The 21670-nt window shown below is 37.9% G+C and carries 25 protein-coding genes and 1 riboswitch; of the genes, 5 read left to right on the top strand and 20 right to left on the bottom strand.

Annotation, left to right across the window (positions count from 1 at the left end):
• Window positions 1-85 precede the first annotated feature (85 nt).
• The 3 genes from AC1VNJ_RS15240 to AC1VNJ_RS15230 form a co-directional block, all read right to left on the bottom strand.
• On the bottom strand, window positions 86-460 hold the full coding sequence (locus AC1VNJ_RS15240) for a hypothetical protein (RefSeq protein ID WP_028414141.1): 375 nt from the start codon (window positions 458-460) through the stop codon (window positions 86-88).
• A gap of 173 nt (window positions 461-633) precedes the next feature.
• On the bottom strand, window positions 634-1932 hold the full coding sequence (locus AC1VNJ_RS15235; protein WP_033578388.1) for an NCS2 family permease: 1299 nt from the start codon (window positions 1930-1932) through the stop codon (window positions 634-636).
• 230 nt (window positions 1933-2162) lie between these two features.
• Window positions 2163-2444 carry a hypothetical protein gene (locus AC1VNJ_RS15230; protein WP_033578387.1) on the bottom strand — a complete coding sequence of 94 codons (282 nt, stop codon included), beginning with the start codon at window positions 2442-2444 and terminating at the stop codon, window positions 2163-2165.
• 653 nt (window positions 2445-3097) lie between these two features.
• On the opposite strand from AC1VNJ_RS15230, the gene AC1VNJ_RS15225 reads away from it, so the two are divergent.
• Window positions 3098-3457: a YueI family protein gene (locus tag AC1VNJ_RS15225; RefSeq protein ID WP_033578386.1), complete on the top strand. Its 360-nt coding sequence runs from the start codon at window positions 3098-3100 to the stop codon at window positions 3455-3457.
• Between the two features lie 163 nt (window positions 3458-3620).
• Here the strand turns inward: AC1VNJ_RS15225 and AC1VNJ_RS15220 are convergent, their stop codons facing one another.
• From AC1VNJ_RS15220 to AC1VNJ_RS15205, 4 genes are all read right to left on the bottom strand, one after another.
• Window positions 3621-4334: a cell wall hydrolase gene (locus AC1VNJ_RS15220; RefSeq protein ID WP_045292786.1), complete on the bottom strand. Its 714-nt coding sequence runs from the start codon at window positions 4332-4334 to the stop codon at window positions 3621-3623.
• A gap of 312 nt (window positions 4335-4646) precedes the next feature.
• Window positions 4647-4973, bottom strand: a complete 327-nt coding sequence (locus tag AC1VNJ_RS15215; RefSeq protein WP_013082248.1) for a hypothetical protein — start codon at window positions 4971-4973, stop codon at window positions 4647-4649.
• Window positions 4974-5120: 147 nt separating this feature from the next.
• A complete protein-coding gene (locus AC1VNJ_RS15210) occupies window positions 5121-5315 on the bottom strand; it encodes a hypothetical protein (protein ID WP_033578384.1) in 195 nt (64 codons plus the stop codon).
• A gap of 17 nt (window positions 5316-5332) precedes the next feature.
• Window positions 5333-6178 carry a patatin-like phospholipase family protein gene (locus tag AC1VNJ_RS15205; RefSeq protein ID WP_028414145.1) on the bottom strand — a complete coding sequence of 282 codons (846 nt, stop codon included), beginning with the start codon at window positions 6176-6178 and terminating at the stop codon, window positions 5333-5335.
• 308 nt (window positions 6179-6486) lie between these two features.
• Here AC1VNJ_RS15205 and AC1VNJ_RS15200 point away from each other — a divergent pair, with 308 nt between their 5' ends.
• Both AC1VNJ_RS15200 and AC1VNJ_RS15195 read left to right on the top strand, forming a co-directional pair.
• Entirely contained in the window at window positions 6487-6672 is a 186-nt protein-coding gene (locus AC1VNJ_RS15200) for a YkvS family protein (protein ID WP_013055988.1), read from the top strand.
• 316 nt (window positions 6673-6988) lie between these two features.
• The gene (locus AC1VNJ_RS15195) at window positions 6989-7210 is read left to right on the top strand and encodes a hypothetical protein (protein ID WP_049163571.1); all 222 of its coding nucleotides are present in this window, start codon (window positions 6989-6991) and stop codon (window positions 7208-7210) included.
• Window positions 7211-7241: 31 nt separating this feature from the next.
• On the opposite strand, the gene AC1VNJ_RS15190 is transcribed toward AC1VNJ_RS15195, so the two are convergent.
• From AC1VNJ_RS15190 to AC1VNJ_RS15150, 9 genes are all read right to left on the bottom strand, one after another.
• Window positions 7242-7943 (bottom strand): NAD(P)H-binding protein, encoded by a 702-nt coding sequence (locus AC1VNJ_RS15190; RefSeq protein WP_028414147.1) that lies wholly within the window; start codon window positions 7941-7943, stop codon window positions 7242-7244.
• A 68-nt stretch (window positions 7944-8011) separates the two neighbouring features.
• Window positions 8012-8509, bottom strand: a complete 498-nt coding sequence (queF, locus tag AC1VNJ_RS15185; protein ID WP_013082243.1) for a preQ(1) synthase — start codon at window positions 8507-8509, stop codon at window positions 8012-8014.
• A 98-nt stretch (window positions 8510-8607) separates the two neighbouring features.
• On the bottom strand, window positions 8608-9339 hold the full coding sequence (gene queE / locus AC1VNJ_RS15180) for a 7-carboxy-7-deazaguanine synthase QueE (protein WP_025749424.1): 732 nt from the start codon (window positions 9337-9339) through the stop codon (window positions 8608-8610).
• On the bottom strand, window positions 9332-9772 hold the full coding sequence (queD, locus tag AC1VNJ_RS15175; RefSeq protein WP_013055983.1) for a 6-carboxytetrahydropterin synthase QueD: 441 nt from the start codon (window positions 9770-9772) through the stop codon (window positions 9332-9334). Before queD ends, queE begins: the two co-directional genes overlap by 8 nt.
• Entirely contained in the window at window positions 9772-10437 is a 666-nt protein-coding gene (gene queC, locus AC1VNJ_RS15170; protein ID WP_482641021.1) for a 7-cyano-7-deazaguanine synthase QueC, read from the bottom strand. Before queC ends, queD begins: the two co-directional genes overlap by 1 nt.
• Window positions 10438-10667: 230 nt before the next feature.
• Window positions 10668-10711, bottom strand: a riboswitch (PreQ1 riboswitch).
• A gap of 72 nt (window positions 10712-10783) precedes the next feature.
• Complete coding sequence (locus AC1VNJ_RS15165) at window positions 10784-11905, bottom strand: GerAB/ArcD/ProY family transporter (protein ID WP_028414149.1); 1122 nt, start codon at window positions 11903-11905, stop codon at window positions 10784-10786.
• Between the two features lie 22 nt (window positions 11906-11927).
• Complete coding sequence (locus AC1VNJ_RS15160) at window positions 11928-12164, bottom strand: hypothetical protein (protein WP_033578382.1); 237 nt, start codon at window positions 12162-12164, stop codon at window positions 11928-11930.
• Between the two features lie 11 nt (window positions 12165-12175).
• Entirely contained in the window at window positions 12176-13375 is a 1200-nt protein-coding gene (locus AC1VNJ_RS15155; RefSeq protein ID WP_028414151.1) for a Ger(x)C family spore germination protein, read from the bottom strand.
• A gap of 24 nt (window positions 13376-13399) precedes the next feature.
• The gene (locus AC1VNJ_RS15150) at window positions 13400-14998 is read right to left on the bottom strand and encodes a spore germination protein (protein ID WP_028414152.1); all 1599 of its coding nucleotides are present in this window, start codon (window positions 14996-14998) and stop codon (window positions 13400-13402) included.
• A 207-nt stretch (window positions 14999-15205) separates the two neighbouring features.
• Here AC1VNJ_RS15150 and AC1VNJ_RS15145 point away from each other — a divergent pair, with 207 nt between their 5' ends.
• On the top strand, window positions 15206-15925 hold the full coding sequence (locus AC1VNJ_RS15145; RefSeq protein WP_028414153.1) for a 3-ketoacyl-ACP reductase: 720 nt from the start codon (window positions 15206-15208) through the stop codon (window positions 15923-15925).
• Between the two features lie 65 nt (window positions 15926-15990).
• On the opposite strand, the gene AC1VNJ_RS15140 is transcribed toward AC1VNJ_RS15145, so the two are convergent.
• The 3 genes from AC1VNJ_RS15140 to nhaC all read right to left on the bottom strand — a co-directional run bounded on the left by AC1VNJ_RS15140 (window position 15991) and on the right by nhaC (window position 18777).
• The gene (locus AC1VNJ_RS15140; protein ID WP_013082238.1) at window positions 15991-16116 is read right to left on the bottom strand and encodes a DUF6254 family protein; all 126 of its coding nucleotides are present in this window, start codon (window positions 16114-16116) and stop codon (window positions 15991-15993) included.
• A gap of 87 nt (window positions 16117-16203) precedes the next feature.
• Window positions 16204-17085 (bottom strand): alpha/beta hydrolase family protein, encoded by an 882-nt coding sequence (locus tag AC1VNJ_RS15135; RefSeq protein ID WP_014461062.1) that lies wholly within the window; start codon window positions 17083-17085, stop codon window positions 16204-16206.
• Between the two features lie 309 nt (window positions 17086-17394).
• Window positions 17395-18777 (bottom strand): Na+/H+ antiporter NhaC, encoded by a 1383-nt coding sequence (gene nhaC, locus AC1VNJ_RS15130; protein ID WP_482641020.1) that lies wholly within the window; start codon window positions 18775-18777, stop codon window positions 17395-17397.
• 419 nt (window positions 18778-19196) lie between these two features.
• Between nhaC and AC1VNJ_RS15125 the strand changes: the two genes are divergently transcribed.
• Complete coding sequence (locus AC1VNJ_RS15125) at window positions 19197-21311, top strand: ATP-dependent Clp protease ATP-binding subunit (protein WP_049163562.1); 2115 nt, start codon at window positions 19197-19199, stop codon at window positions 21309-21311.
• Between the two features lie 53 nt (window positions 21312-21364).
• Here AC1VNJ_RS15125 and AC1VNJ_RS15120 read toward each other — a convergent pair whose 3' ends face one another.
• Window positions 21365-21655, bottom strand: coding sequence for a hypothetical protein (locus tag AC1VNJ_RS15120; protein WP_482641019.1), 291 nt, complete (start codon window positions 21653-21655; stop codon window positions 21365-21367).
• Window positions 21656-21670 lie beyond the last annotated feature (15 nt).

Raw genomic sequence — 21670 nt, 5'->3', positions numbered from 1 at the left:
CTTTCACCTTGTTTACATGTATATTCGCTATAGCTGGTTCTTTTTCCTTTTGAAATTAGCAGCCATCGTCAACCACCTTCTTGGTTTATCGTTCAGATTTCAAATTTTTAAGGATGTGATATACGAAAATTAAAACCCCAATAGCCGTAAGTGTTGCTCCTACTGCCACTACGGGTGTAAAAGCTTGGTTTTCTAGTACGATCATGAGAAATAAACCAATCATCATGACCGGTAATCCTATATTATGCAACCATACGTGCAGTTTAGCTAATTTACTTTCGCTAAACGCAGGAAACAAATAATAAATAAGTCCCGCTAACGTAAGCGACGTCCATCCTAATAAATTAATGTGCACGTGAACAGGCGTCAAAGCGTAGCTGTGAACAATTGACATATAATACCCCAATATGATGCCAATTCCAAAATAAACGGCTGATATTTTAATTAATTTAATTCCCATTGTTTTCTCCCCCTTATATCCCCTCCGACTTCTGTACTACTTTACGCAGGAAACGCCATTTTAGAAGCGGCTGATTAACCAAAGGACACGAAATACGGAGTATGATATCTAAAAAGAGGATTCTTTACCGCAAACACAAAAAACAGCTGAGCAAAAGTACTCAGCCGTCTATTTTAAGCAATATAATGCAGCACAAAATTCAAGAAAAACAATAGCGCGCTTACATACATGAACATCGATACTTCACGCATTTTACCAAGGAATAATTTAAGCAGTGGATACGCAATGAACCCAAATGCAATTCCATCAGCAATGCTGTACGTAAGAGGAATAAGCGCAATAATTAAAAATGCAGGGAAACCTTCTGTTAAGTCCTGTAAATTGATGTTTTTGATATTTTGAATCATTAGTGCTCCAATCACAATGAGAATAGGTGCAATAGCACTATCTGGAACCAGCTTGATAAATGGAATAAACAGAAGTGAACTTAAAAATAAAACTCCTGTAATAAGCGATGTTAAACCCGTTCGCCCTCCAGCTGCAATACCAGATGCTCCTTCTACAGAAGACACCGTTGGACTTGTTCCAAACACCCCGCTTAGCAAAGCTGAGGCGGCTGTTGCTTGAAAGGCCCGCGGAAATTTGCTATCTTGATTCATCATACCTAGCTGACCATGAAGCAAACCAATATTTTCAAAAATCAATACCATTGTTAATGAAAAGACAGCTGCCCAAAACGCAACGTCTCCAATGGCTCCAAAAGACAATGTGCCAAAGCTGCTAAAGAAGTCGTTCACGCTCGCAGCGGACTGTCCATTTTCTGCATTGCTTCTTACACCAAGTAAGAAGGCAAGGACGGATCCAGCAATCATGCTTAACAAAAAGTTACCTTTCACATTTCGGATAAACAGTACGATTGTGATAATTAACGTCAACAGCGTACTGATAACAAACGGATCTGACAAGTCTCCAAGTGCTACAAAAGTGTTTTCGCTTGGAACTACAAGCTTCCCTTTTTGCAAACCGATAAATGTTAAAAATAAGCCAACACCGACTGTTATCGCTTCTTTTAACGAATGCGGAATCGAAGAAACAATTTTGGCAGACAGTCGTGAAAAAGCTAATGCTATAAAAAGAAAGCCGGATATCACTACTGCTAATAACCCTTCTTGCCAAGATAACCCCATTGATTGAACCATCGTATACGTAAACAATGCGTTAATCCCCATACCTGGCACCAGAATGAGAGGCGCATTTGCCCAAAAAGCCATAATAACACAGCCTACAAAAGCCGAAGCCACTGTTGCGAATATTCCTGCTTCAAGCGGAATACCAGCATCAGACAAAATGGTTGAATTAACAGCAATAATATACACGATGGAAAGAAATGAAATGACCCCAGCTAAGCTTTCTTTTCCGACAGTTGTTTGGTGGTCGTTTAAACGAAACAACTTTTCAAATAATGCGTTCAATCTAATTTCCTTCTTTTCATCTATCCCTCGCCCACCCAGTGACCAAAAATGCCACCGAAGTTATTATAGCAAAATCAACAATTGTTGCAAGGAAAACTTGTCTCCTTTAGCTTAAGCGTTCATTCCTTATTTAAAACTGTTATCATTTTCTAAACGTAGCGTCTTGCATTCATTCTATATATACCTTGAATTGGACATAATAAAAGAGCGCTTTATCAGCGCTCACTGTTTTAATAATAATAATATGGTGGGTACGGCGGATAATATGGTGCTGGATAACCGTAATAACCTGGACCTCCTAATGCACTTCCAAGAACTAACCCTCCAAGAAATGGAGCTCCAAAGCCCCAACCCCAAGGGCGACCAAAGCCATAACCGAACCCCGGGCGGCCGAAGCCAAAACCAGGACGACCGAAACCAAAACCTGGGCGACCGAAACCGAATCCTGGACGGCCAAAGCCTCCAAAACCACCGAATGGTCTTCTTATGTCATTAATATCAAATTCTTGCATGATACATGCCTCCTCAAATTATATTTCATTCTCTTTATTACATATGTTATTCACCTACTTCTTGCATAGGCAATCGCCTCTTTTTTTGTGATTTCTTAAAAAATATTCTTTTTCTATCACCTCGTTAGAATCAAACAAGCGTACAGACATATTTTTTAAGGTTTTGAAACATACTAAGAGAGATGAAACGAGGAATGTCCTTTTAGCATTTTCAGCAGCTGCTGCAATGAGAAATAAACATAATATGAACGCATAAAAAGAACGCTCAACAAAGATGTTGACCGTTCTTCTTATGAAAATACATAGCGATTTTTTATTAATTTATCTGACCCTTTGCTTGACCGTATATGCCCTAAAGCTATATAATCCCCTTTTTATACAATGCGCTTTGAACATAAAATCATAGGAGCGTCTCCCCAAACGCTGCTATGTATGTATATCTGTAATCGCTTACAAACCTTTAATAAAAAACCGATATGATTTTCTATCTATTTACATTAAACAATATTTTAGGCTAAATTTCAACACATTTTTTGTTTTTCTTTGTACTCAGCAAAAAAACAGGTGATATAGCACAATGATTTTCCTTTTTTCCTGTCCCTTTTACTTATATCCATAATCGTTTATAGTTTATAACGAAAGGAAGTGACATAATGTCTGATCAACTAGAAGAATACTTAGAACGAGGAATGTACGGAGCAAAGGAAACAAAAAGAGACGAAAGAAGATATTTCTTAACTGCTCTACGTGAGAATATTGAAATTGCGCTAAAAAAAGGGCAAGTCATGAAAAAGGATGCAGCAAAAATAAAGCCTCTTTTAAAAAAAGTGAAAGACGGTCATTTGTTTTTAAATGGCTCTTTGTCTTATTCATACCTCTCCCCTTATATTCAAGTGGCTAACCAACATAAAGTGCCTTTTACCATCGTTCAGAACTTAGAAGCTGATACCGATATTGGTCTAGTTTTAACGGGTTCTGAAGGCAGTTTGGAACGAGATATTTTTTTAGACTAAAAAAAGAGGTTGACACATAACGAAATGAATCCAATCAACTGCTAGAAGGAACGAGACAGATAAAACTATATTCACCATCAAAAAAAAAACGAACCATTGATCAACATGTGATCAATGGTTCGTTTTTCACTTCGTCTAAAATACTTTTGTTGCAGCCTCTTTTTTATTTAGCAAACACGTGATGATCAATTGTTTTAATTACAGCACGTGAACGAATCCAGTTATCGGTAGCTGTTTTTGGATTATAAAAGTAAATAGAATCGTCTAAACGATCTTTTCTAGTCAATGCTTGTTCTACTGCTTTTTTCGAATCTTCTGAAGCAGGTTTGTTAATTGATCCATTTTGGACCGGTGAAAAAGCGTATGCTTTTCCGACAACCTGTTTAATCACTCCTGTTACCGTATCTGGAAACTTCGGAGAATCTACACGGTTTAACACCACTGTTGCTACTCCTACTTTTCCTTCATACGATTCGCCTTTTGCTTCAGCTTCTACTAAGCGAGCTAATAAATCTTTTTCACTTGCTGAAATCGAAACTGCAGGGGTTTCCTGGTCTGCAGGTTTGGCTTCTGGTTTTGGTTCTGGCTTAGCCGTATTAGCAGGTTCTGCCGTTGAAGGTTCCGTTGTTTCAGCAGCCAGCACTTTTGTCTTACTCGGAATAGCTAATGTTTCACCAATATAAATCATATCTCCTTGACGATTATTTAATTTTTTAATATCGTCAATTGTTACACTATATCTTTTACCTAACTTCCAAAGACTATCGCCTTTGACTACTTTATAATTAGTTGCAGCCGTAGCTGTTGCATTAAAACCTATAAATGAAAGAGTAGCTAAACAAGCTACTACCATTGATTTCATATAACTATGTTTCATAGGTAATACCTCCTGAAATTTCGTATGGTATTACTCTATCATAGCTATATGGGGGTTTCACCGAACGATTCAATTACATTTCTTTAAGTTTGATGAACAAAATTACGTTCGGAACACAAATATGACATTGTACCTTATTTTTTGTCATAATCACGGTAATTTTTCTAAAATACAGGTATATTTTCCCGCCTTATTTCAGTTTAATCAGAAATTTCTTCATTCGTTTTTCCCTTATAATTCTTATGATAAACATTTAAATTCATCTACTTTTACACAAAAGAGCTGAATGTTGTAATCAACATTCAGCTCTTTTTAATCTTCGATCTCAATTTCTACAACATCATAGAAATCAATCACTAGTTTAGCACCCGTATCATCCATAAACGTAAAAACGTCTTGATCATCTGATAAATGTATCACGTATCCGGTCAACTGCTGTTCACTGTTGTCGTAAACAGTAGTAATTAGAATTTTTTTATGATCTACATATGCTTCTTCTAATAACGAATGGAGGTCATAGTCCCCGTCATCTTCGGGCCGGTTCGTTAACAGCATCCCATAAGTCGTCATTCCATTTTTATCTTTCCATATATGATCTGCAAAATAAAAAGGTGCTGTACTTTTTCGAAACTCATCCATAATATCCCTCCTATAACTAAACACGTTTATTCGCTCTTACTATACGTTACTAAATAAACGCACAAGCACTTGTAACAGTATATTCTCTACTGTACAGGCTCATACATCCATTATATAAGGCATAATCAAATAATGCCATCATTTCGTTTAACTCCTAGGAATTTCTAGATACGTATAGGTAAAATCGCCTCCGCGTCCGGCGATTCCACGAAAATGTTTGAAATCAGGGCGATTTACTAAAAAAGGGCGAAAAGCAAGAAAGTCTTCTTTTTTAACTTTAATTTCGGTTACTTTTCCTTCACTTAACTCATTTAACATATTGATTACTGTTTGTTCATCCATTCAGTTCCACCTCGTTTTTAGCTGTTCAGCCAATTTTGCAGAGACGCAAATTGAGCTTCAGCTTCTTTATATCCTTGGTTATAAAGAGCGTCGAGACGCTCACGATTCTTCTCAATTCGCCCTACTACAAGAGGGGATTGCGGACGAATCACAAAGATATTCCCCTGTCTTTCCTGCTCTTCAATATATGACAATGTTTCATTATACAATTTATAGCGGTTCTCAAGCGCACGAGTCAGCCCATCATAATGACGATATTTGCGCTTCAATAACCAAAGCATATTTGATTTCTTTTTTCGATATCCTTCGTTTCGCGTTAGCACAACAATATTTTTTCTATATCCATCCTGCACTGCTTTTTTGATTGGAATCGGATCACTGATTCCTCCATCTAACAGCTCTTTTCCTTTATATGTAACGACAGGTGCTAAAAATGGAAGGGAACTAGAAGCGCGAACCGCTGTCAAAATATCCCGATCATACTCATCAAAATAAACGGGTTCTCCCGTCACGCAGTCCGTTGCTCCTACTACAAGCTTCTCTGTACGCTCAGCAAATGCCTCAAAGTCAAATGGAAGAAGCTGATTAGGAATTTCATCAAAAACGAAATCCATTCCAAATATCTCTTTTGTTTTAAAATAATTTTTCCACGACAAGTAGCGAGGATCCTCTAAAAAATCTAAATTAGCTTTGCGACTTCTTCCTATTTGTCTAGATAAATAAGAAGTGGCATGACAAGCGCCGGCTGAAACGCCAATTACATACGGAAGGTACAGATTTCTTTCCATAAAGTAATCTAAAACTCCGGTTGTATAAAGGCCTCTCATACCGCCTCCTTCGAGCACGAGTCCAGTATCTTTCAATTTCTACACCTTCTAATTCTTATAATTTATGACAAGATTATACCTCGTTTATTATAACGAAAGATGAACAAAGATGGAACTGTGTTGCTTCTCTCTTTCGTTAAAGCTACCAATTCCTTTTATTCCTCAGCACATTTTACTTGTTTTTTCAATTTTATTTTATATTTTTTCAAAAAACCCTTTACTAATTCCCAGTTTTAAGGCAAAATTGTAAAAAAAGAAAACGCTAACTAGTTTTACTATTTTCAAAATTAAAATTATTTAAAAAATTAATAATGAACTAATTTAAAACAAAGGAGCGATGAATGATGAAAATAGCAGAGGTAGGAAACTTGATAGAATTTAAAAATGGCTTACAGGGCATTGTCGAAAAAGTAAATGAAAACTCCGTGATTGTTGATTTGACTTACATGACAAACTACCGGGATTTAGACTTAGAACAGCGAACTGTTGTCAATCACAAAAACTACACGATTATTAATCCCGCTATGTAAAGGGAAAAAGCAACCGGAACGCAAAAACGGTTGCTTTTTTAGTGGTTTTGAAAGAACTGATTCTTTTGTTCTTCTGTAATAATTCCCAGCTTATACATGAGATAAATATACTGTTGAACCTTAACATCCTTCGAACTTTTTTTCACTGTACTCCCTCTTTTCTAAAATGTTTCTTCATACAATAATATATGGCTAAGATAAAAAAAGTTTCCTTAAAGAAACAAAACCAGGCCCCATTTTTTCTTGAAAGGGTCTTATTTTCGTGTGACAATAAGAACAAGCTACTACTACCTACTTACTGAAAGGAATTACTAGCATGTTTGATACTGTATTGTTTATCGTTGCACTTATTGTCATTCTTTTTTTCATCGTGCAGTTCGTTTTTAAACGCAAGCAAACTTCAAATAAAAAAACATCCGCTGAACCCATGAATTATGCCGAAGAAGATTCTAACTCCTACACAAGCTGGAGTGAATCTGCTTCTAATCACGATCACGATGGTGATGGTGATGGGAACGCGGATGCTGACGGAAGATAGAAAAAAGCCTCTTCTTATGAAGAGGCTTTTTTTATTTTGATAACACGCGTTTGCCGTTGGTAAACGAATAATAGCATTCACCTGTATAGATGTCTTGGCTTTCATGTACATGAACACCACATTTATCTTCAAGTGCAGCTTTCATCATGGATTTGGCTACGTTATACGCTTTAATTGGACGATATTTTCTCCACTTTCCTACAAGGCAAAATGAACACGACTTTAACGTGTATCCCCCAAGCTTTTCAAATAGGCGAAACTCTTGGCGCTTGCCTAATAATAACGATGGGCGGAAAAAGTGAGTAGAACGGATATACAAGCTTGCGATATCTTCTTCTACTTGCCCCTTTACTTTACTGTAAAAGAATGGCGAACGAAGATCAGCACCAATTGCTGTAATCGTTAAAAAGTTTTTGCAGCGATATTTTTCTGCACATTTAGCCGCTTTTAAAGGAAATTCGTAGTCAACTTTAATGAATTTCGCTTTTGTTTTTGCTTTTTTCATTGTCGTGCCTAAACAGCAATATACATCATCAACTGCAAAGCATTCTTCGTGCTTATCAAGCTCTGAAAAATCAATTTCAAGCTGACGTAGCTTTGTGTGTTCGATTGGTAGCTTTTTTCGAACAAACACTGTCACATGGTTATATAAGCTGTTGCTTAATAACATTTTTAAAAGTTCTTGACCAACAAGTCCGCTTGCACCTAATACTAATGCTGATCTCTGTGACATTCTTTCACCTTCTCATCTGTTGTTTTTGCAATGGAAAACAGGTTGCATACACAACCTGTTTGTTCGAATTAACGATTATCAATTGTTTCTGGGTATAAATCATGATTCATCAGGCGATAATTAGCCATTTCTTCATACTTCGTACCAGGACGGCCATAGTTTGTATATGGATCAATTGAAATCCCGCCGCGTGGTGTGAATTTTCCCCATACTTCAATATATCTTGGATTCATCAGTTTAATTAAGTCATTCATAATAATATTCATACAGTCTTCATGGAAATCTCCATGGTTACGGAAGCTGAACAAATAAAGCTTTAACGACTTGCTTTCCACCATTTTTTCATCTGGAATGTAACTAATATAAATGGTTGCGAAATCCGGCTGACCCGTTTTTGGACATAAGCTCGTAAATTCCGGACAGTTAAATTTCACAAAATAATCACGATTTGGATGTTTGTTATCAAATGCTTCTAGAATCTCTGGTGCATATTCAAACAAATAGTTTGTTCCTTGATTTCCAAGGAGTGATACACCTTCTAATTCTTCATCTTTTCGACCGCTCATTTGCATTTCCTCTCTTTCTACGATTGTCATTCTAACAGCGTTTTTTTATTTTGTATATATCTGTTTTTATTTTTCTTTGTAAATTTTTTGCTATGCGCTTACACGCCTCGTTTATTTCCCCAAACAAGGGCGTGAACCTGCGGCAGAACTCTTACATCGTTCATGTTTTTAGCTGCCACTGCCTTGTCGATTAACCACTCATACTTTTTAAGCAATTCTTGTGTTAACGACGCATTATCGATTGTCGTTAAGTCCTCGTTGCCTACTTGAACAAAAAATGGAACCTCAGGATAACGTTCATGAACAGACGCTGCATACTCAAAGTCCTCATCATTAAATACAACGACTTTTATGCTTATGTGCGCCATGCGTTTTTCCTTTATTAATGTCTCTATAATATCGTCTAATACGGAGAAATTTGTTTTCATTAATGAACTTGGAGGCTTAGGAGAAATCGTTAAATCATCGATCTTTAGGAACCAATCCTGATAACGGCTTCCCTGTGTTTCAAGAGCTGCTTTTACCCCATGACTGTGCAAAAGCTCTACAAGTGAACCAATCGCCTTGATAAGCGCAGGGTTTCCTCCAGAAATGGTGACGTGATCAAAGCACTCTCCTCCAATTTCTTTAAGCTCCGTCCAAATTTGTTCTGCTGTTAGCTGACGAATATCGTTTTTAGCTGATCCATCCCATGTAAAAGCTGAATCACACCAGCTGCAGGAATAATCACATCCGGCGGTACGAACAAACATCGTCTTACGTCCTACAACCATTCCTTCCCCTTGAATCGTTGGGCCGAATATTTCAAGTACTGGAATTGTATTAGCCACGTTTTTTCACCTTCTTTGGGCGGTAAACTACGTAACTTGTCGGCGTTTCCCGCACGAATACTTGTACGCAAGAAGGCTTATTTGGTAGTGTGTCTAGATATTCTTGAACCAACTCATAAATTTTACGAGCAACAACTTCAGTTGTAGGAAAATCATTTGGATTTTCTTCGTTAAAGATAGAATGATCGTTCAATAATGTATGATCAAATTGACCAGAAACAATTTTTTTCAATAGCGCAAAGTTTACTAAAAAGCCCGCTTCGTCTAATGTATCTCCGGCAACAGTTAAATTTACAAAATACGTATGTCCATGGACTTGACGGCATTTTCCTGCTTCTGTATGAGGAACAAAATGTGCCGCAGCAAACTGCATATCTTTGTTCAATTCATATTCATAGTCATGAAAGACTTGAGGATACATTTGTTGCAGCATTATTTTTCTCCTCCTTCTTTTGTTTGCAGGTATTGATCTAACCCGCGTTTTCGCAATTGACATGCGGGACATTCGCCGCACCCATCAGCAACAATACCGTTGTAGCACGTTAATGTTTTTTCACGCACATATTCAAGCGCTCCTAGCTCATCCGCTAACGCCCACGTTTCTGCTTTATCAACCCACATAAGCGGCGTATGAATCACAAACTCGAAGTCCATTGATAAATTAAGCGTGACGTTTAACGATTTCACAAATACGTCTCGACAGTCTGGATATCCCGAAAAATCAGTTTCACAAACGCCTGTTACGATATGACGGCCTCCGCTGTTTTTAGCCAGTACGGCAGCAAATGATAAAAATAACAGATTGCGGCCATCCACAAACGTTGTAGGCAACTCTCCTTCTTTTTGCTCAATTTCAATATCATCTCGCGTTAAGGCATTTGGTGCTAATTGATTTAAAAGTGACATATCTAGGACGGTATGCTTCACACCTAAATCAGCTGCGATAGCTTTTGCTACCTCTATCTCTTGACTATGACGCTGACCGTATTGGAAAGTAACCGTTTCTACTTCTTTAAAGTTTTTCAAAGCCCAAAATAGACATGTTGTACTATCTTGACCTCCGCTAAATACAACAATAGCTTTTTCATTTTTCATCATTATTGTTCGTCTCCTTTTTGATTGAAATCAAAAGAAGAAGAAACTTTATTGAACCGTTCGTTCCCTTTGTGACTAATTTTATAACACAAAAAAGAGACTGCTCTTTTCCAGCAATCTCCCTAAAAAGCAACTAAGATACACGTCCTCGCCAGCATACACGTCAAAAAGACGTGTTGATAGAAAAGCACGTGAAAGAAGACACGCTAAAACCGTGTCTTTTGTCATCAACGATGATCTTAGTTTTTTATAGAGGGAGTTTTCGAACCTCTCCCGTACATATACAAACGTGTACGGCGTTTCTTCTTGAATTGTCATCGTATACTATACCACATACGTATAAATAATGCTATGTTTGTTGGCTTCTATCACCTTTAGCTGCCTTATTTCTCTTTATATAAGAAAGCGCAATAAATAACAACGGAAAACAGACGCTTAGTACAAATAAATAAAACGGCCAGTAATATTTTTCAAAATAATTGAAGTATGCTGTATTTGGAATAATGTAATACGCCACGCCTGTAATGATTAGACCTAAAGGAAAGCTCAAAAAATTCCGCACCCGTAAATTACATAATTGAGCGATACTTAACTGAATAGCATAGAACACAATGACAACTTTAAAAAAGATAGATAACATCCAAATAATAGCTACTAATACTTCAACATGCTGTATCGTTGCACCTAACGAAATCATTTTTCCTAATAAATAAACTGGGTAGCTGTGCATTGATGCAATATTCGCGCCAAGAGCTAATATACAAGCCGCAACTGCAATCGTAATCGTCAAGCCCGATGCCACAGTGCCGATAACAATCATTCTTTTTACCTTTTTTCCATCTTTTATATGAGGCGTAATCATTAGCACAAAAATCAATTCCATAAACGGATTTCCTAAGAAATACGTGGTCCCTAACACTAAATCATCCATGCGGAATTCAAACAAAGGGTAAAGACGATCCAGTTTCATCTGAGGAATATTTAACGAAATTAACAATAAAAAAGGGACGACGATCCACGGTAAAAAGATTTCCGCGGTTCTCGCTATCACTTCAATGCCTAAATATCCTCCGTATATAACCGCTAAAATCACAAGAGCATGAATCCACGTAGGCAGCGTTTCAGGGACAATTTGCGTCGTCATAAATGTACTGATATCTCGAAGGGAAAACGTAGATTGAATGAACATAAAAAAAATGTAAATAAGAGACATACACGCTCCGGCGTAAGGACCTAGCGCTTTTTTAGCTATTTCAATGAACGTTTGCTGAGGGTAACGGTGCATCAGCCATAACAGCACCGCAACAATTAAAAGGGCAAAGCCAATAGCAAGCACACTACATACCCAGGCATTTTGTCTATTCGTTTCTAATAACGTAGCCGGAACTGCCAAAATAGCGCTTCCGATACAAAAAAAATAAATGAGAAAAAGAAGTTGTTTCGGAGTAATAAATTCTTTTATTTGCATCATACACCCCTTCTCTCCTACATGCTTACGTAAATAACAGATGATGAACGGTTTTAGTAAGAGGCTTAATGAGTTCCTCTAAAAAGTACAGAGGCGTAGGTACTTCTTTACGGAGTGTAATGGCTCCCCAAAAGAATAAACCCATACCTATAAGACAAAGATAGACAACGATTTCACGGTAATACTTTTCCTTTCGGAAGTTAATCATAATTTTTTTAGTCAAATAAGCAAGAAGTACGAGTAAGGCGATAAATCCCTCCATTTTCTTTCTCCTTAATGCTTCATTTGCTTCATATATGAGTTATTTAACGTGCCTAAGCGACGGATTTGAACTTTGGCATCTAAATCGACGGTTAAATCTTCTGCGTAAATTCTGTTCCAGTCTCTTTTCATTTTGTACCATCTCTTTACATCTTGTCTGTAAAACGTTTCTCCAAAACCGAAGATATCACTTTTATAATCTTTTTGAGCTTTTTCCACTGCGTCATTCATTTTTTCTTTTACGTCCGCTGCTGTTTTTCGTTCGAGCATATTGATTACAGCTGGGTCCTGTAAGTTTACTTGACACTCTACATCTGCCACGTTTGCTTCACCTTTTAAATCCACGTGAATATGAGGCTTATGGTTTTTCATAGAAGCCGTTACCTTCACGTTCGTTCGAAGCATTTCTACTCCGATGATATCGTGCTGTTTTTCTTTTCCTTCGCATGGAATAACAATTAACGTACTTTTTACATTTCCTGTAATATAGTTATATCCTTTACTTTCGTCTTCATTGAACCAGCCGATCAGCTTATCATTTTGAAAGACACCTAATCCTTTAAAATTGAGCAGGGTGGACAGATTGGTCCGGGAAATGCTCGACATATCTCCTGCCTTTTTCACGTCGCCTTTGACCAATACTCCCGATAACACCGCCTGCTTTCCTTCGCTCGTTAAGTTACTGATCAGTTCATTTAACTTTACGCCTCTAGTGGGTGCCCAAATACGCTGAGAGACGTCTAATGAAGCAAACATATGGTTAGCTGGTATTTTTTCAATTGTTGTTAATACGTTCAGAACGCTCGATGCTTTCGTGTTTTTAGCAACAACAACAAAATAATCGGTACGCACTTCATGATCCCGAGCAAAGAAATCAAGCACTTCAGCAATACCCTCTTCCGCCATGCTTTCGCTAATGACTAGCATTCGTAAATGAGAAAGATAAATTTTCCGCGGGGATTTTGTCGTTATTTTTCTTAACCCTTCCATTACAGACGAAGCCTTAATAGAGAATGTGGTAACAGAAGGCCCGTTTGTAGGGGTTTTGGCCTGAATATCACCAGGGTTAATCAGCTGAACTGTAACAATAATGCCATCTTCTGCTTTATCAATTCCGACAGCAACCGTAATGGCTAGCTCATTCAACTCTCGACTGCTCCAGCAGCCGCTTAACAGCAATGAACAGATACATAACATCAGAAATGCTTTCATAGTAACCGGCCACCTTTGCACAGTTTAGTTTTTTTGCGTCTTTTGACGTGAAATATTCTTCTCGTTAATAAGCTTTGGCCTTGTTTTCATTTTTTTGATCGAACGTCTAATTAGAACATCCTTTTGATCACGCTTCACAAAGGGAGCCATAGGTGTCATATAAGGGACTCCAAATGACCTTAAGCTGCATAAATGTAAAATCATTAAAATTAGCCCGAGGATAATACCGAACAAGCCAAAAGTAGCTGCTAAAACCATTAAAATAAAGCGCAGCATCCTTACTGCAATGGCCATATCATACACCGGTGAAACAAAGTTACTAATAGCGGTGATGGATACAACGATAACCATTGCAGGCGATACTAATCCAGCTTGTACGGCGGCTTCTCCTAAAACGAGTGCTCCCACGATTGAAATAGCTGAACCTACTGCTCGAGGCAATCGGACTCCCGCTTCTCGCAAAATTTCAAACGTGATTTCCATAATAAACGCTTCAATAATAGCTGGAAAAGGCACACCTTCCCTTTGAGCTGCAATACTAATTAACAAAGCAAAAGGAAGCATCTCTTGATGAAAAGTAGTTAAAGCAATATAAGCAGAAGGTGTTAAAAGGGCTAAGAAAAATGCCATGTAGCGCATTAAGCGAATCAATGTACTAATATCTGCGCGCTGGTAATAATCTTCGGCCGCCTGAAAAAATTGAATAAATAGGGCAGGAACCATCAATACAAAAGGTGTACCGTCTACTAAAATGGCTATCCGCCCCTCTAAAAGACCTGCTGCCACGGAGTCTGGACGCTCCGTGTTATGCATAGTAGGAAAAGGTGTATAATCTTCATCTTGAATCAACTCTTCGATATATCCGCTCTCCAAAATACCGTCTATATCAATTTTAGAAAGACGCTCTTTTACCTCTTGAATGACCTGTTCATCCGCAATGCCGTCTATATAAACGAGCGCAATATCCGTTTTTGTAAACTCTCCTATTTGCTGAGATTCAATCCAAAGTTTTGGAGATTTTATTCGGCGCCGAATCAATGCGGTATTCGTTCGCAGTGTTTCTGTAAAACTGTCTCGAGGTCCTCTTACAACGGTCTGAGATTGTGGTTCAGAAACAGCCCTGTCTCTCCACCCTCTTGTACTTGCCACAATACACGTTTGATACCCTTCTAAAAACAGCACGGTATCTCCTGATAAAACATGAAGAAGAGCATCATCCAATGTTTTGGCTTCCATAATTTCACCGGCCGCCAAACTATAGCTTTTAATCAACTCGTACATATTAACGACACCGTCATCATGAGTTAAATGCTCATCGTGATAATGCATAATGGAGTCCAGCGCATAGTGTTCAACTTCATCTTTATTTACCAATCCGTCGATGTAAGCAACACCTAAAGTGAATTTTTCTTCAATTGAAATTCGAAACTCTCTTGTCACTAAGTCCGTGCTCTGTCCCAATGCTTTTTTCATGTGGAAGATATTATCTCCCACTCTCTCCGACAATTTCTGCTCTTCCTCAGTGGAAGAAGCACTAGTTGCCTTAGAGTCCTTCGATTCACCAGCTTTTTCTTTCCGCTGTTTGGATTTATTCGTTAACTCCGATAGTTTTTTAATACGCATTGTTCATCCTCCACTACATTGAACGAAAAGAAACGGAATTTCTTCTTTTTAGTCTCTATAGTTTTTGTATGAAAAGGAAATTTATACTTGAAGCCATTTTAATAATCTTTATTTTTGACATCATTTGTGCATTTCTATAGGATAGTAATGGATAATTCTTCGTTATTATGAAGAATGTTTATACGGAACATTGAAAGGAGTCTATACATGGCACAATCACTTAAAGGCAAAGTAGCTCTTATTACAGGAGCAGGAAAAGGCATCGGTCGTTCAACTGCAATTGAATTAGCAAAAGAAGGCGTAAATATCGGTTTAATTGCTCGTACAGAGGCAGATTTAAAGGCTGTTGCTTCTGAACTGGAAGCATTTGATGTACAAGTTGCTTATGCAACAGCAGACGTTTCTTCTATGGAAGAAGTAAACGCAGCAGTTGAGCATCTACATACAAAATTAGGGGCAACGGATATCTTAATCAACAATGCGGGAATCGGTAAATTCGGAGGCTTTTTAGAGCTAGACCCAGCTGAGTGGAAACAAATCATTGATGTGAATTTAATGGGCGTTTACTACGTAACGCGCGCCGTTCTACCTCAATTAATCGAAAAAAATGGTGGAGACATCATCAATATTTCATCCACTGCTGGTCAAAAAGGCGCTCCCGTTACAAGTGCTTACAGCGCTTCAAAATTTGGCGTGCTTGGCTTAACTGAATCTTTAGCGCTAGAAGTGCGCAAACACAATATTCGTGTAACAGCTCTAACACCAAGTACAGTAGCAACGGAATTAGCATATAAAGAAAACTTAACGGATGGCAATCCTGATAAAGTGATGCAGCCTGAAGACCTAGCAGAAATTATGGTAGCACAATTAAAGCTGCATCCGCGTATTTTTATCAAATCTGCGGGCATGTGGTCTACAAATCCATAAACAAACATAGAAAAAGGAGAGCTTCAGCTCTCCTTTTTTGTGTCTTCTTTTATATGATGGTTAGCTTATTTACGTTTAGGCGTGATTTCTTCTGATAGTTCTTCAAAAGACTTTACTTTTCCATGCGATGGGTTTTGTGATTGCTTTCGTACGTTCCACTGACGCTCTTTTTGACTTTTAGACTGAGTCATTTTGCTTCATCCCCTTTTTATATGCTTACATGTAGTAGGATAAAACAAGCTGCTCTTTTCCATTCATCAAAACTGCTTCCAATTTCTTTACTGCTTAGCTAAATGTATTTTAAACCATTTATCAATTTCCGCGTTATATTGATCATAATAAGCAGTTAGCGGATGGTCTCCGTTTTTATACAGTACATATTTGTATTCTTTTCCCTGCTCATCTAGTTGTTTCACAAGCTTTTCAGCCTGAGTGTGATGAACTTTACGATCATGATCACCCTGTAAAATTAAAAGAGGTGAATTTACTTTATCGCTCCAGTAGACAACAGAACGACTTTTATACCTCTCTGGATACTGCGCCGGATCTCCTACAATTGTCCGCAGCACTTGTTTCATTTCAGGCCCTCTTTGGTCGTAGAATTGAAACATGTCTGTAATACCTGATTGTACGACAACAGCATCAAATTTAACGCCGTTTTTCATCGTTAAATACGTCATCATACCGCCGCGTGAATATCCTAGCGCTACCTTTTGCTGGTGATTTACATAAGGAAGCTGTTCTCCCCATTTAATAAGATTTAATACGTCGTCAATATCTTTACCGCCGTACGTCTCTGTTCCTTCACTTCCGCCATTTCCCCTGTATTGAGTCGCAACAACGACGTAGCCTTTACTTGCCCAGTATGACAAATACTGAAGTGTTTTTGCGCGAATCATGCCATGTTCGCGATTTCCTCCGCGATTATATACTAAAAGCGGATAATGTTTGTCTGCAATGTCTTTAGGCTGTACTAAAAACCCTTTTATCTTTAAATTATCACTAGGATACGTAATGCTATATACATCTACTTTATTTGAATAAGGCGATAATAAATTCAATTTTTCTTTATTTACATCATCACTTTCAGCTCGGTTAAAAACCGCTGTCACACCGAGCACAGCTACAGTGATTAATGCAATGATGCCCCATTTTTTCAACAGAAACCCTCTCCTCAATAAATATCTTTTCTCTTTTATAATGAGTGTTTTCATTTGCCTTTACCCTTCTTAAATGTTTGCTAAAAAGGGCATTCATCCCATCGCCAATACAGCTTATTTATCATACCGCAAAACCCAAATTTCTTCATTAATAAAGAAATAAGAATTCATACAAGTACATGAACAGGAAAGACGTAAAGACGTAAAGACGTATAGTAAATTGTATTATTAAATTATAGATTTGAAAAGTGGAATGATACTTTTTTTGTCGTTTTTTACCTGTCCTTTTTTAAAAAGAAAAAAGCCCAGTTAAGACTGAGCTTTTTTCTTGGCAATACCAATGCCTGTATATGCTAAAATAATTGAAAAAATCGGACATAAAATGCTAAAGAATGTAAATGGAATATAGTCAGCCGCTGGAATATTTAATGCAGTTGAAATAAAAGCTCCGCTGACACCCCACGGAATAATAGCATTAATAACCGTTCCACCGTCTTCAAGCGTTCGTGATAAGTTTTTCGGATCTAAGTTCCACTTTTCATACAGCGGCTTAAACGTTTGCCCAGGCAGAAGAATTGATAAATACTGTTCTCCTGTAATAACGTTCACTCCAATTGAAGATAGAAGCGTAGCAAAAATAACGTCTCCGCTGCGGCGGATTTGTTTTGCTAATCCTTTTAATAAAGCATCAATAATTCCAACCGCTCTCATCAAGCCACCTAGCGACAAGGCAATCATGATAAGAGAAATAGAAAACATCATGGACTGTAATCCGCCTTTGTTTACAATCGCATCGACTACTTTATTTCCTGACTCGATTGCCGGCCCGCTTTGAAGAACCCCTAGCAATTGACTCAGCGTAAATTCATGCTGTGTAATCATTCCTGTAATAATGGCCGTTACAATCCCTAAAACTAACGTTGGCAATACATCGACTCTTCTCATCGAAAAAATAAGAACTAAGAGTGGAGAAAGCAACGTTAACACGTGTAAATTAAACGTATGTTTTAATGCTTCTTGAATTCCTTGAATTTCTCCGTAATTGACGCTTTCATGATTTCCGTTCATTCCGATTACCAATGCAATGATTGCTGTAATAACAATACTTGGAACCGTCGTCCACGTAATATGCTGAATATGTTTAGGGAGCGGCACTTCAACGATACCAGAAGCAAAATTTGTTGTATCAGACAATGGAGACATCTTATCTCCAAACACAGCTCCTGAAACAATCATCCCTGCTGCTAGCCCTGGATGTACACCAATAGCAGTTCCCACGCCAAATAAAGCGACTCCTACCGTACTGACGGTTGTTAATGAACTTCCCGTGAATGTTGAAACTAACACGGTGATAACCAAAGCACTAATTAAAAAGTACTGCGGTGAAATCCAGTGGAAGCCGCAGGATAAAATCGTCGGTATCGTTCCTCCTACCATCCAAATCGCAATGAGCATCCCGATCAGCATTAGAATAAGGATAGGCTTAATGCCAAGTCTAACACCGTCTAAAATGCCTTTCTCCATTTCTGTCCACTTATATTTCAACAAAAAGCCAATCACACTAATAAATGCTACACCAAATATTAGCGGAATATGAGGCGGCAGCTTTAACATAAATAATGAAACAAAAATAATAGCTAATAGCACCAAAACCACCGCTATTGATTGTATAAATGAAATTTCTTTTTTCATGAGGTATTCCCTTTCTATCTTTCTTTTTCACTTAAACGCTTTTATGCTTTTACGCAGTTAAGTGCAAACCTTCTTGAGTATAATTTTTATCCTTCTTGCTGTCAATAACTTATTTTATCCAACGGCAGGCTCTGCACTCATTTTTCCACTTTTCTTCTTATTAATATTTATTCTCTATCTAAGCAAATCATTGTACAAAATGCTTCTAATGTTTTTATATATATAAAACGGGTACACACAAAACACACGTTTTTTTAATGTACTACCTTTTGTACATAAGCGAGGAACTTCCCTCAAAAAATTTTTAAGCAAAAGACTTGAAAGTCAAAAAAGGTCAAAGTATAATGAGATTACGAAAGGTCAAGAAAGGTCAAACACCTGCTGATCTTCGATTAAAATCATTTAGGGAGGCTAATTAAATGATTTGTCAAAACTGTAATAAACGTGAAGCATCTATTCAATTAAATGTACAAACAAATAATCAAAAATCTCAATATCGTTTATGTCATACATGTTATCAAGCACTAATGAAAGAACATAAAATCCCATCAGGCTTTGGAGGTGGCGGCTTTATGAACATCGATGATTTATTCAAGCAAATGGCGCACGAACAAGCTGCACCGGAGCAGCCACAGCAAGGAAACGGCGGCGGAGGCTTTTTAGATCAATTTGGTCGAAACTTAACTCAAATTGCGAAAACGGGATTAATTGACCCTGTTATTGGCCGCGAAGAAGAAGTAGAGCGCGTCATTGAAATTTTAAATAGAAGAAACAAAAACAACCCGGTACTAATTGGAGAACCCGGTGTTGGTAAAACAGCTGTAGTCGAAGGGTTAGCTTTAAAAATTGCGGAAGGAAAAGTTCCTGCAAAGCTGCTAAATAAAGATGTATATCTGTTAGATGTAGCATCACTCGTAGCTAATACGGGCGTGCGAGGTCAATTTGAAGAGCGTATGAAACAGTTAATTTCTGAGCTTCAACAGCGAAAAAACGTGATTTTATTTATCGATGAAATCCACCTTCTTGTAGGAGCAGGTTCAGCGGAAGGTTCAATGGACGCAAGCAATATTTTAAAACCTGCTCTTGCACGAGGTGAACTTCAAGTAGTCGGAGCTACAACTTTAAAAGAGTACCGTTCCATTGAAAAAGATGCGGCTCTTGAACGACGTTTCCAGCCGGTTATGGTTCATGAACCGTCTGTAGAAGAAGCCGTTGAAATTCTAAAAGGAATTCAAAGTAAATATGAAGATTATCACGGCGTTAGCTATACAGATGAAGCGATCCGCGCTTGTGTAAATTTATCACACCGCTACATTCAAGATCGTTTCTTGCCTGATAAAGCAATTGACTTGCTAGACGAAGCAGGTTCAAAAATGAACTTACAGGCAGGCATTACAAATAAAGACGACGCAGCCGCTCGCTTAAAAGAAATTACAAAAGAAAAAGAGCAGGCGCTAAAGGATGAAAAATATGAAGTAGCGGCAAAACTTCGCGATGAAGAAGCTGCTCTTGAAAAACAACTAAACGAAGAACAGCAAAAAATGAATGTGGATATTGCTGACATTCAAGCCATTATTGAAAAGAAAACGGGTATCCCTGTTGGTAAACTTCAAGAAAATGAATCAGCAAAAATGAAGCATTTAGCAGAGCACTTAGCTCAAAAAGTAATCGGACAGCAGGAAGCTGTCGAAAAAGTAGCAAAAGCAATTCGACGTTCTCGCGCTGGATTAAAAGCGAAGCATCGCCCAATTGGTTCATTCTTATTTGTCGGTCCAACAGGTGTCGGTAAAACAGAGTTAACCAAAACATTAGCTGAAGAACTGTTCGGCTCAAAAGATGCAATGGTTCGTCTAGATATGAGTGAATATATGGAAAAACACGCGGTGTCTAAATTAATCGGCTCACCTCCTGGCTACGTAGGTCATGAAGAGGCAGGACAATTAACAGAAAAAGTACGCCGTAATCCTTATTCCATCATCTTACTAGATGAAATTGAAAAAGCTCATCCAGACGTTCAGCATATGTTTTTGCAAATTTTAGAAGATGGACGTCTAACGGATAGTCAAGGTCGCACAGTAAGCTTCAAAGACACGGTTATCATTATGACAAGTAACGCTGGTGTAGGTGAAAAGAAAATTACGGTTGGGTTTGACGCAGAAAATGATGCGCTTAAGCAGGCATCCGTTTTAGATTCACTTTCATCTTATTTCAAACCAGAGTTTTTAAATCGATTTGATACAATCATTGAATTTAATCACCTTGAAAAAGATAACTTGATTAAAATCGTTGACCTTATGCTTGCTGAATTAAAAGAAACATTACAAGAACAAAACATCACGCTGAGCGTAGCAGATGAGGTAAAAGAAAAACTGGCTGAACTTGGCTATCACCCTGCATTCGGTGCTAGACCACTCCGCCGAGCAATTCAAGAACAGCTTGAAGATCGAATTACAGATTTACTGTTAGATGATGCGGACGTATCAACAGTGAACGTAACGTTAAATGCAGCAAACGAAATCACCGTACAAAACTAATAGAAAAAGCGACTCTACTTGAGTCGCTTTTTTTTTTATAGAAATACTTTCGTTTATTTACTTTCATCTGTTTTTTCATCTGTTTTTTCATCTGTTTTTTCGTCCGCACTATCCGTTGATTCTTCTTGATCATCAGCTGCTTCATCCCCAGATGAGTCATCTGCTTCGTCTTGCTTCATTGTTTCCTGTGAATCATCTGTCGTTGTATCCTCCGCTTGAGTATCATCCGACTGTTCGGTTTGCTGTTCTGTTGCATCTTTTTCATCCGTTTGTGAGTTGCATGCTGTGATTAACATAATTGCTAGAAGTGATCCAAATAACTTGACTAATAAACTTTTGTTCATTTTACCGTCTCCTTT

It is taken from the genome of Priestia sp. 3CA3 (genome assembly GCF_056836725.1).
This window is presented reverse-complemented; position numbering and strand designations above follow the sequence as displayed.

Bases quoted from the DNA above. Each gene is read 5' to 3' on its own strand.
- AC1VNJ_RS15240 (WP_028414141.1), bottom strand. From the start codon at position 460: ATGGGAATTAAATTAATTAAAATATCAGCCGTTTATTTTGGAATTGGC.
- AC1VNJ_RS15230 (WP_033578387.1), bottom strand. From the start codon at position 2,444: ATGCAAGAATTTGATATTAATGACATAAGAAGACCATTCGGTGGTTTT.
- AC1VNJ_RS15225 (WP_033578386.1), top strand. From the start codon at position 3,098: ATGTCTGATCAACTAGAAGAATACTTAGAACGAGGAATGTACGGAGCA.
- AC1VNJ_RS15220 (WP_045292786.1), bottom strand. From the start codon at position 4,334: ATGAAACATAGTTATATGAAATCAATGGTAGTAGCTTGTTTAGCTACT.
- AC1VNJ_RS15215 (WP_013082248.1), bottom strand. From the start codon at position 4,973: ATGGATGAGTTTCGAAAAAGTACAGCACCTTTTTATTTTGCAGATCAT.
- AC1VNJ_RS15210 (WP_033578384.1), bottom strand. From the start codon at position 5,315: ATGGATGAACAAACAGTAATCAATATGTTAAATGAGTTAAGTGAAGGA.
- AC1VNJ_RS15200 (WP_013055988.1), top strand. From the start codon at position 6,487: ATGAAAATAGCAGAGGTAGGAAACTTGATAGAATTTAAAAATGGCTTA.
- AC1VNJ_RS15195 (WP_049163571.1), top strand. From the start codon at position 6,989: ATGTTTGATACTGTATTGTTTATCGTTGCACTTATTGTCATTCTTTTT.
- AC1VNJ_RS15190 (WP_028414147.1), bottom strand. From the start codon at position 7,943: ATGTCACAGAGATCAGCATTAGTATTAGGTGCAAGCGGACTTGTTGGT.
- queF (WP_013082243.1), bottom strand. From the start codon at position 8,509: ATGAGCGGTCGAAAAGATGAAGAATTAGAAGGTGTATCACTCCTTGGA.
- queD (WP_013055983.1), bottom strand. From the start codon at position 9,772: ATGCTGCAACAAATGTATCCTCAAGTCTTTCATGACTATGAATATGAA.
- queC (WP_482641021.1), bottom strand. From the start codon at position 10,437: ATGATGAAAAATGAAAAAGCTATTGTTGTATTTAGCGGAGGTCAAGAT.
- AC1VNJ_RS15165 (WP_028414149.1), bottom strand. From the start codon at position 11,905: ATGATGCAAATAAAAGAATTTATTACTCCGAAACAACTTCTTTTTCTC.
- AC1VNJ_RS15160 (WP_033578382.1), bottom strand. From the start codon at position 12,164: ATGGAGGGATTTATCGCCTTACTCGTACTTCTTGCTTATTTGACTAAA.
- AC1VNJ_RS15155 (WP_028414151.1), bottom strand. From the start codon at position 13,375: ATGAAAGCATTTCTGATGTTATGTATCTGTTCATTGCTGTTAAGCGGC.
- AC1VNJ_RS15150 (WP_028414152.1), bottom strand. From the start codon at position 14,998: ATGCGTATTAAAAAACTATCGGAGTTAACGAATAAATCCAAACAGCGG.
- AC1VNJ_RS15145 (WP_028414153.1), top strand. From the start codon at position 15,206: ATGGCACAATCACTTAAAGGCAAAGTAGCTCTTATTACAGGAGCAGGA.
- AC1VNJ_RS15140 (WP_013082238.1), bottom strand. From the start codon at position 16,116: ATGACTCAGTCTAAAAGTCAAAAAGAGCGTCAGTGGAACGTACGAAAG.
- nhaC (WP_482641020.1), bottom strand. From the start codon at position 18,777: ATGAAAAAAGAAATTTCATTTATACAATCAATAGCGGTGGTTTTGGTG.
- AC1VNJ_RS15125 (WP_049163562.1), top strand. From the start codon at position 19,197: ATGATTTGTCAAAACTGTAATAAACGTGAAGCATCTATTCAATTAAAT.
- AC1VNJ_RS15120 (WP_482641019.1), bottom strand. From the start codon at position 21,655: ATGAACAAAAGTTTATTAGTCAAGTTATTTGGATCACTTCTAGCAATT.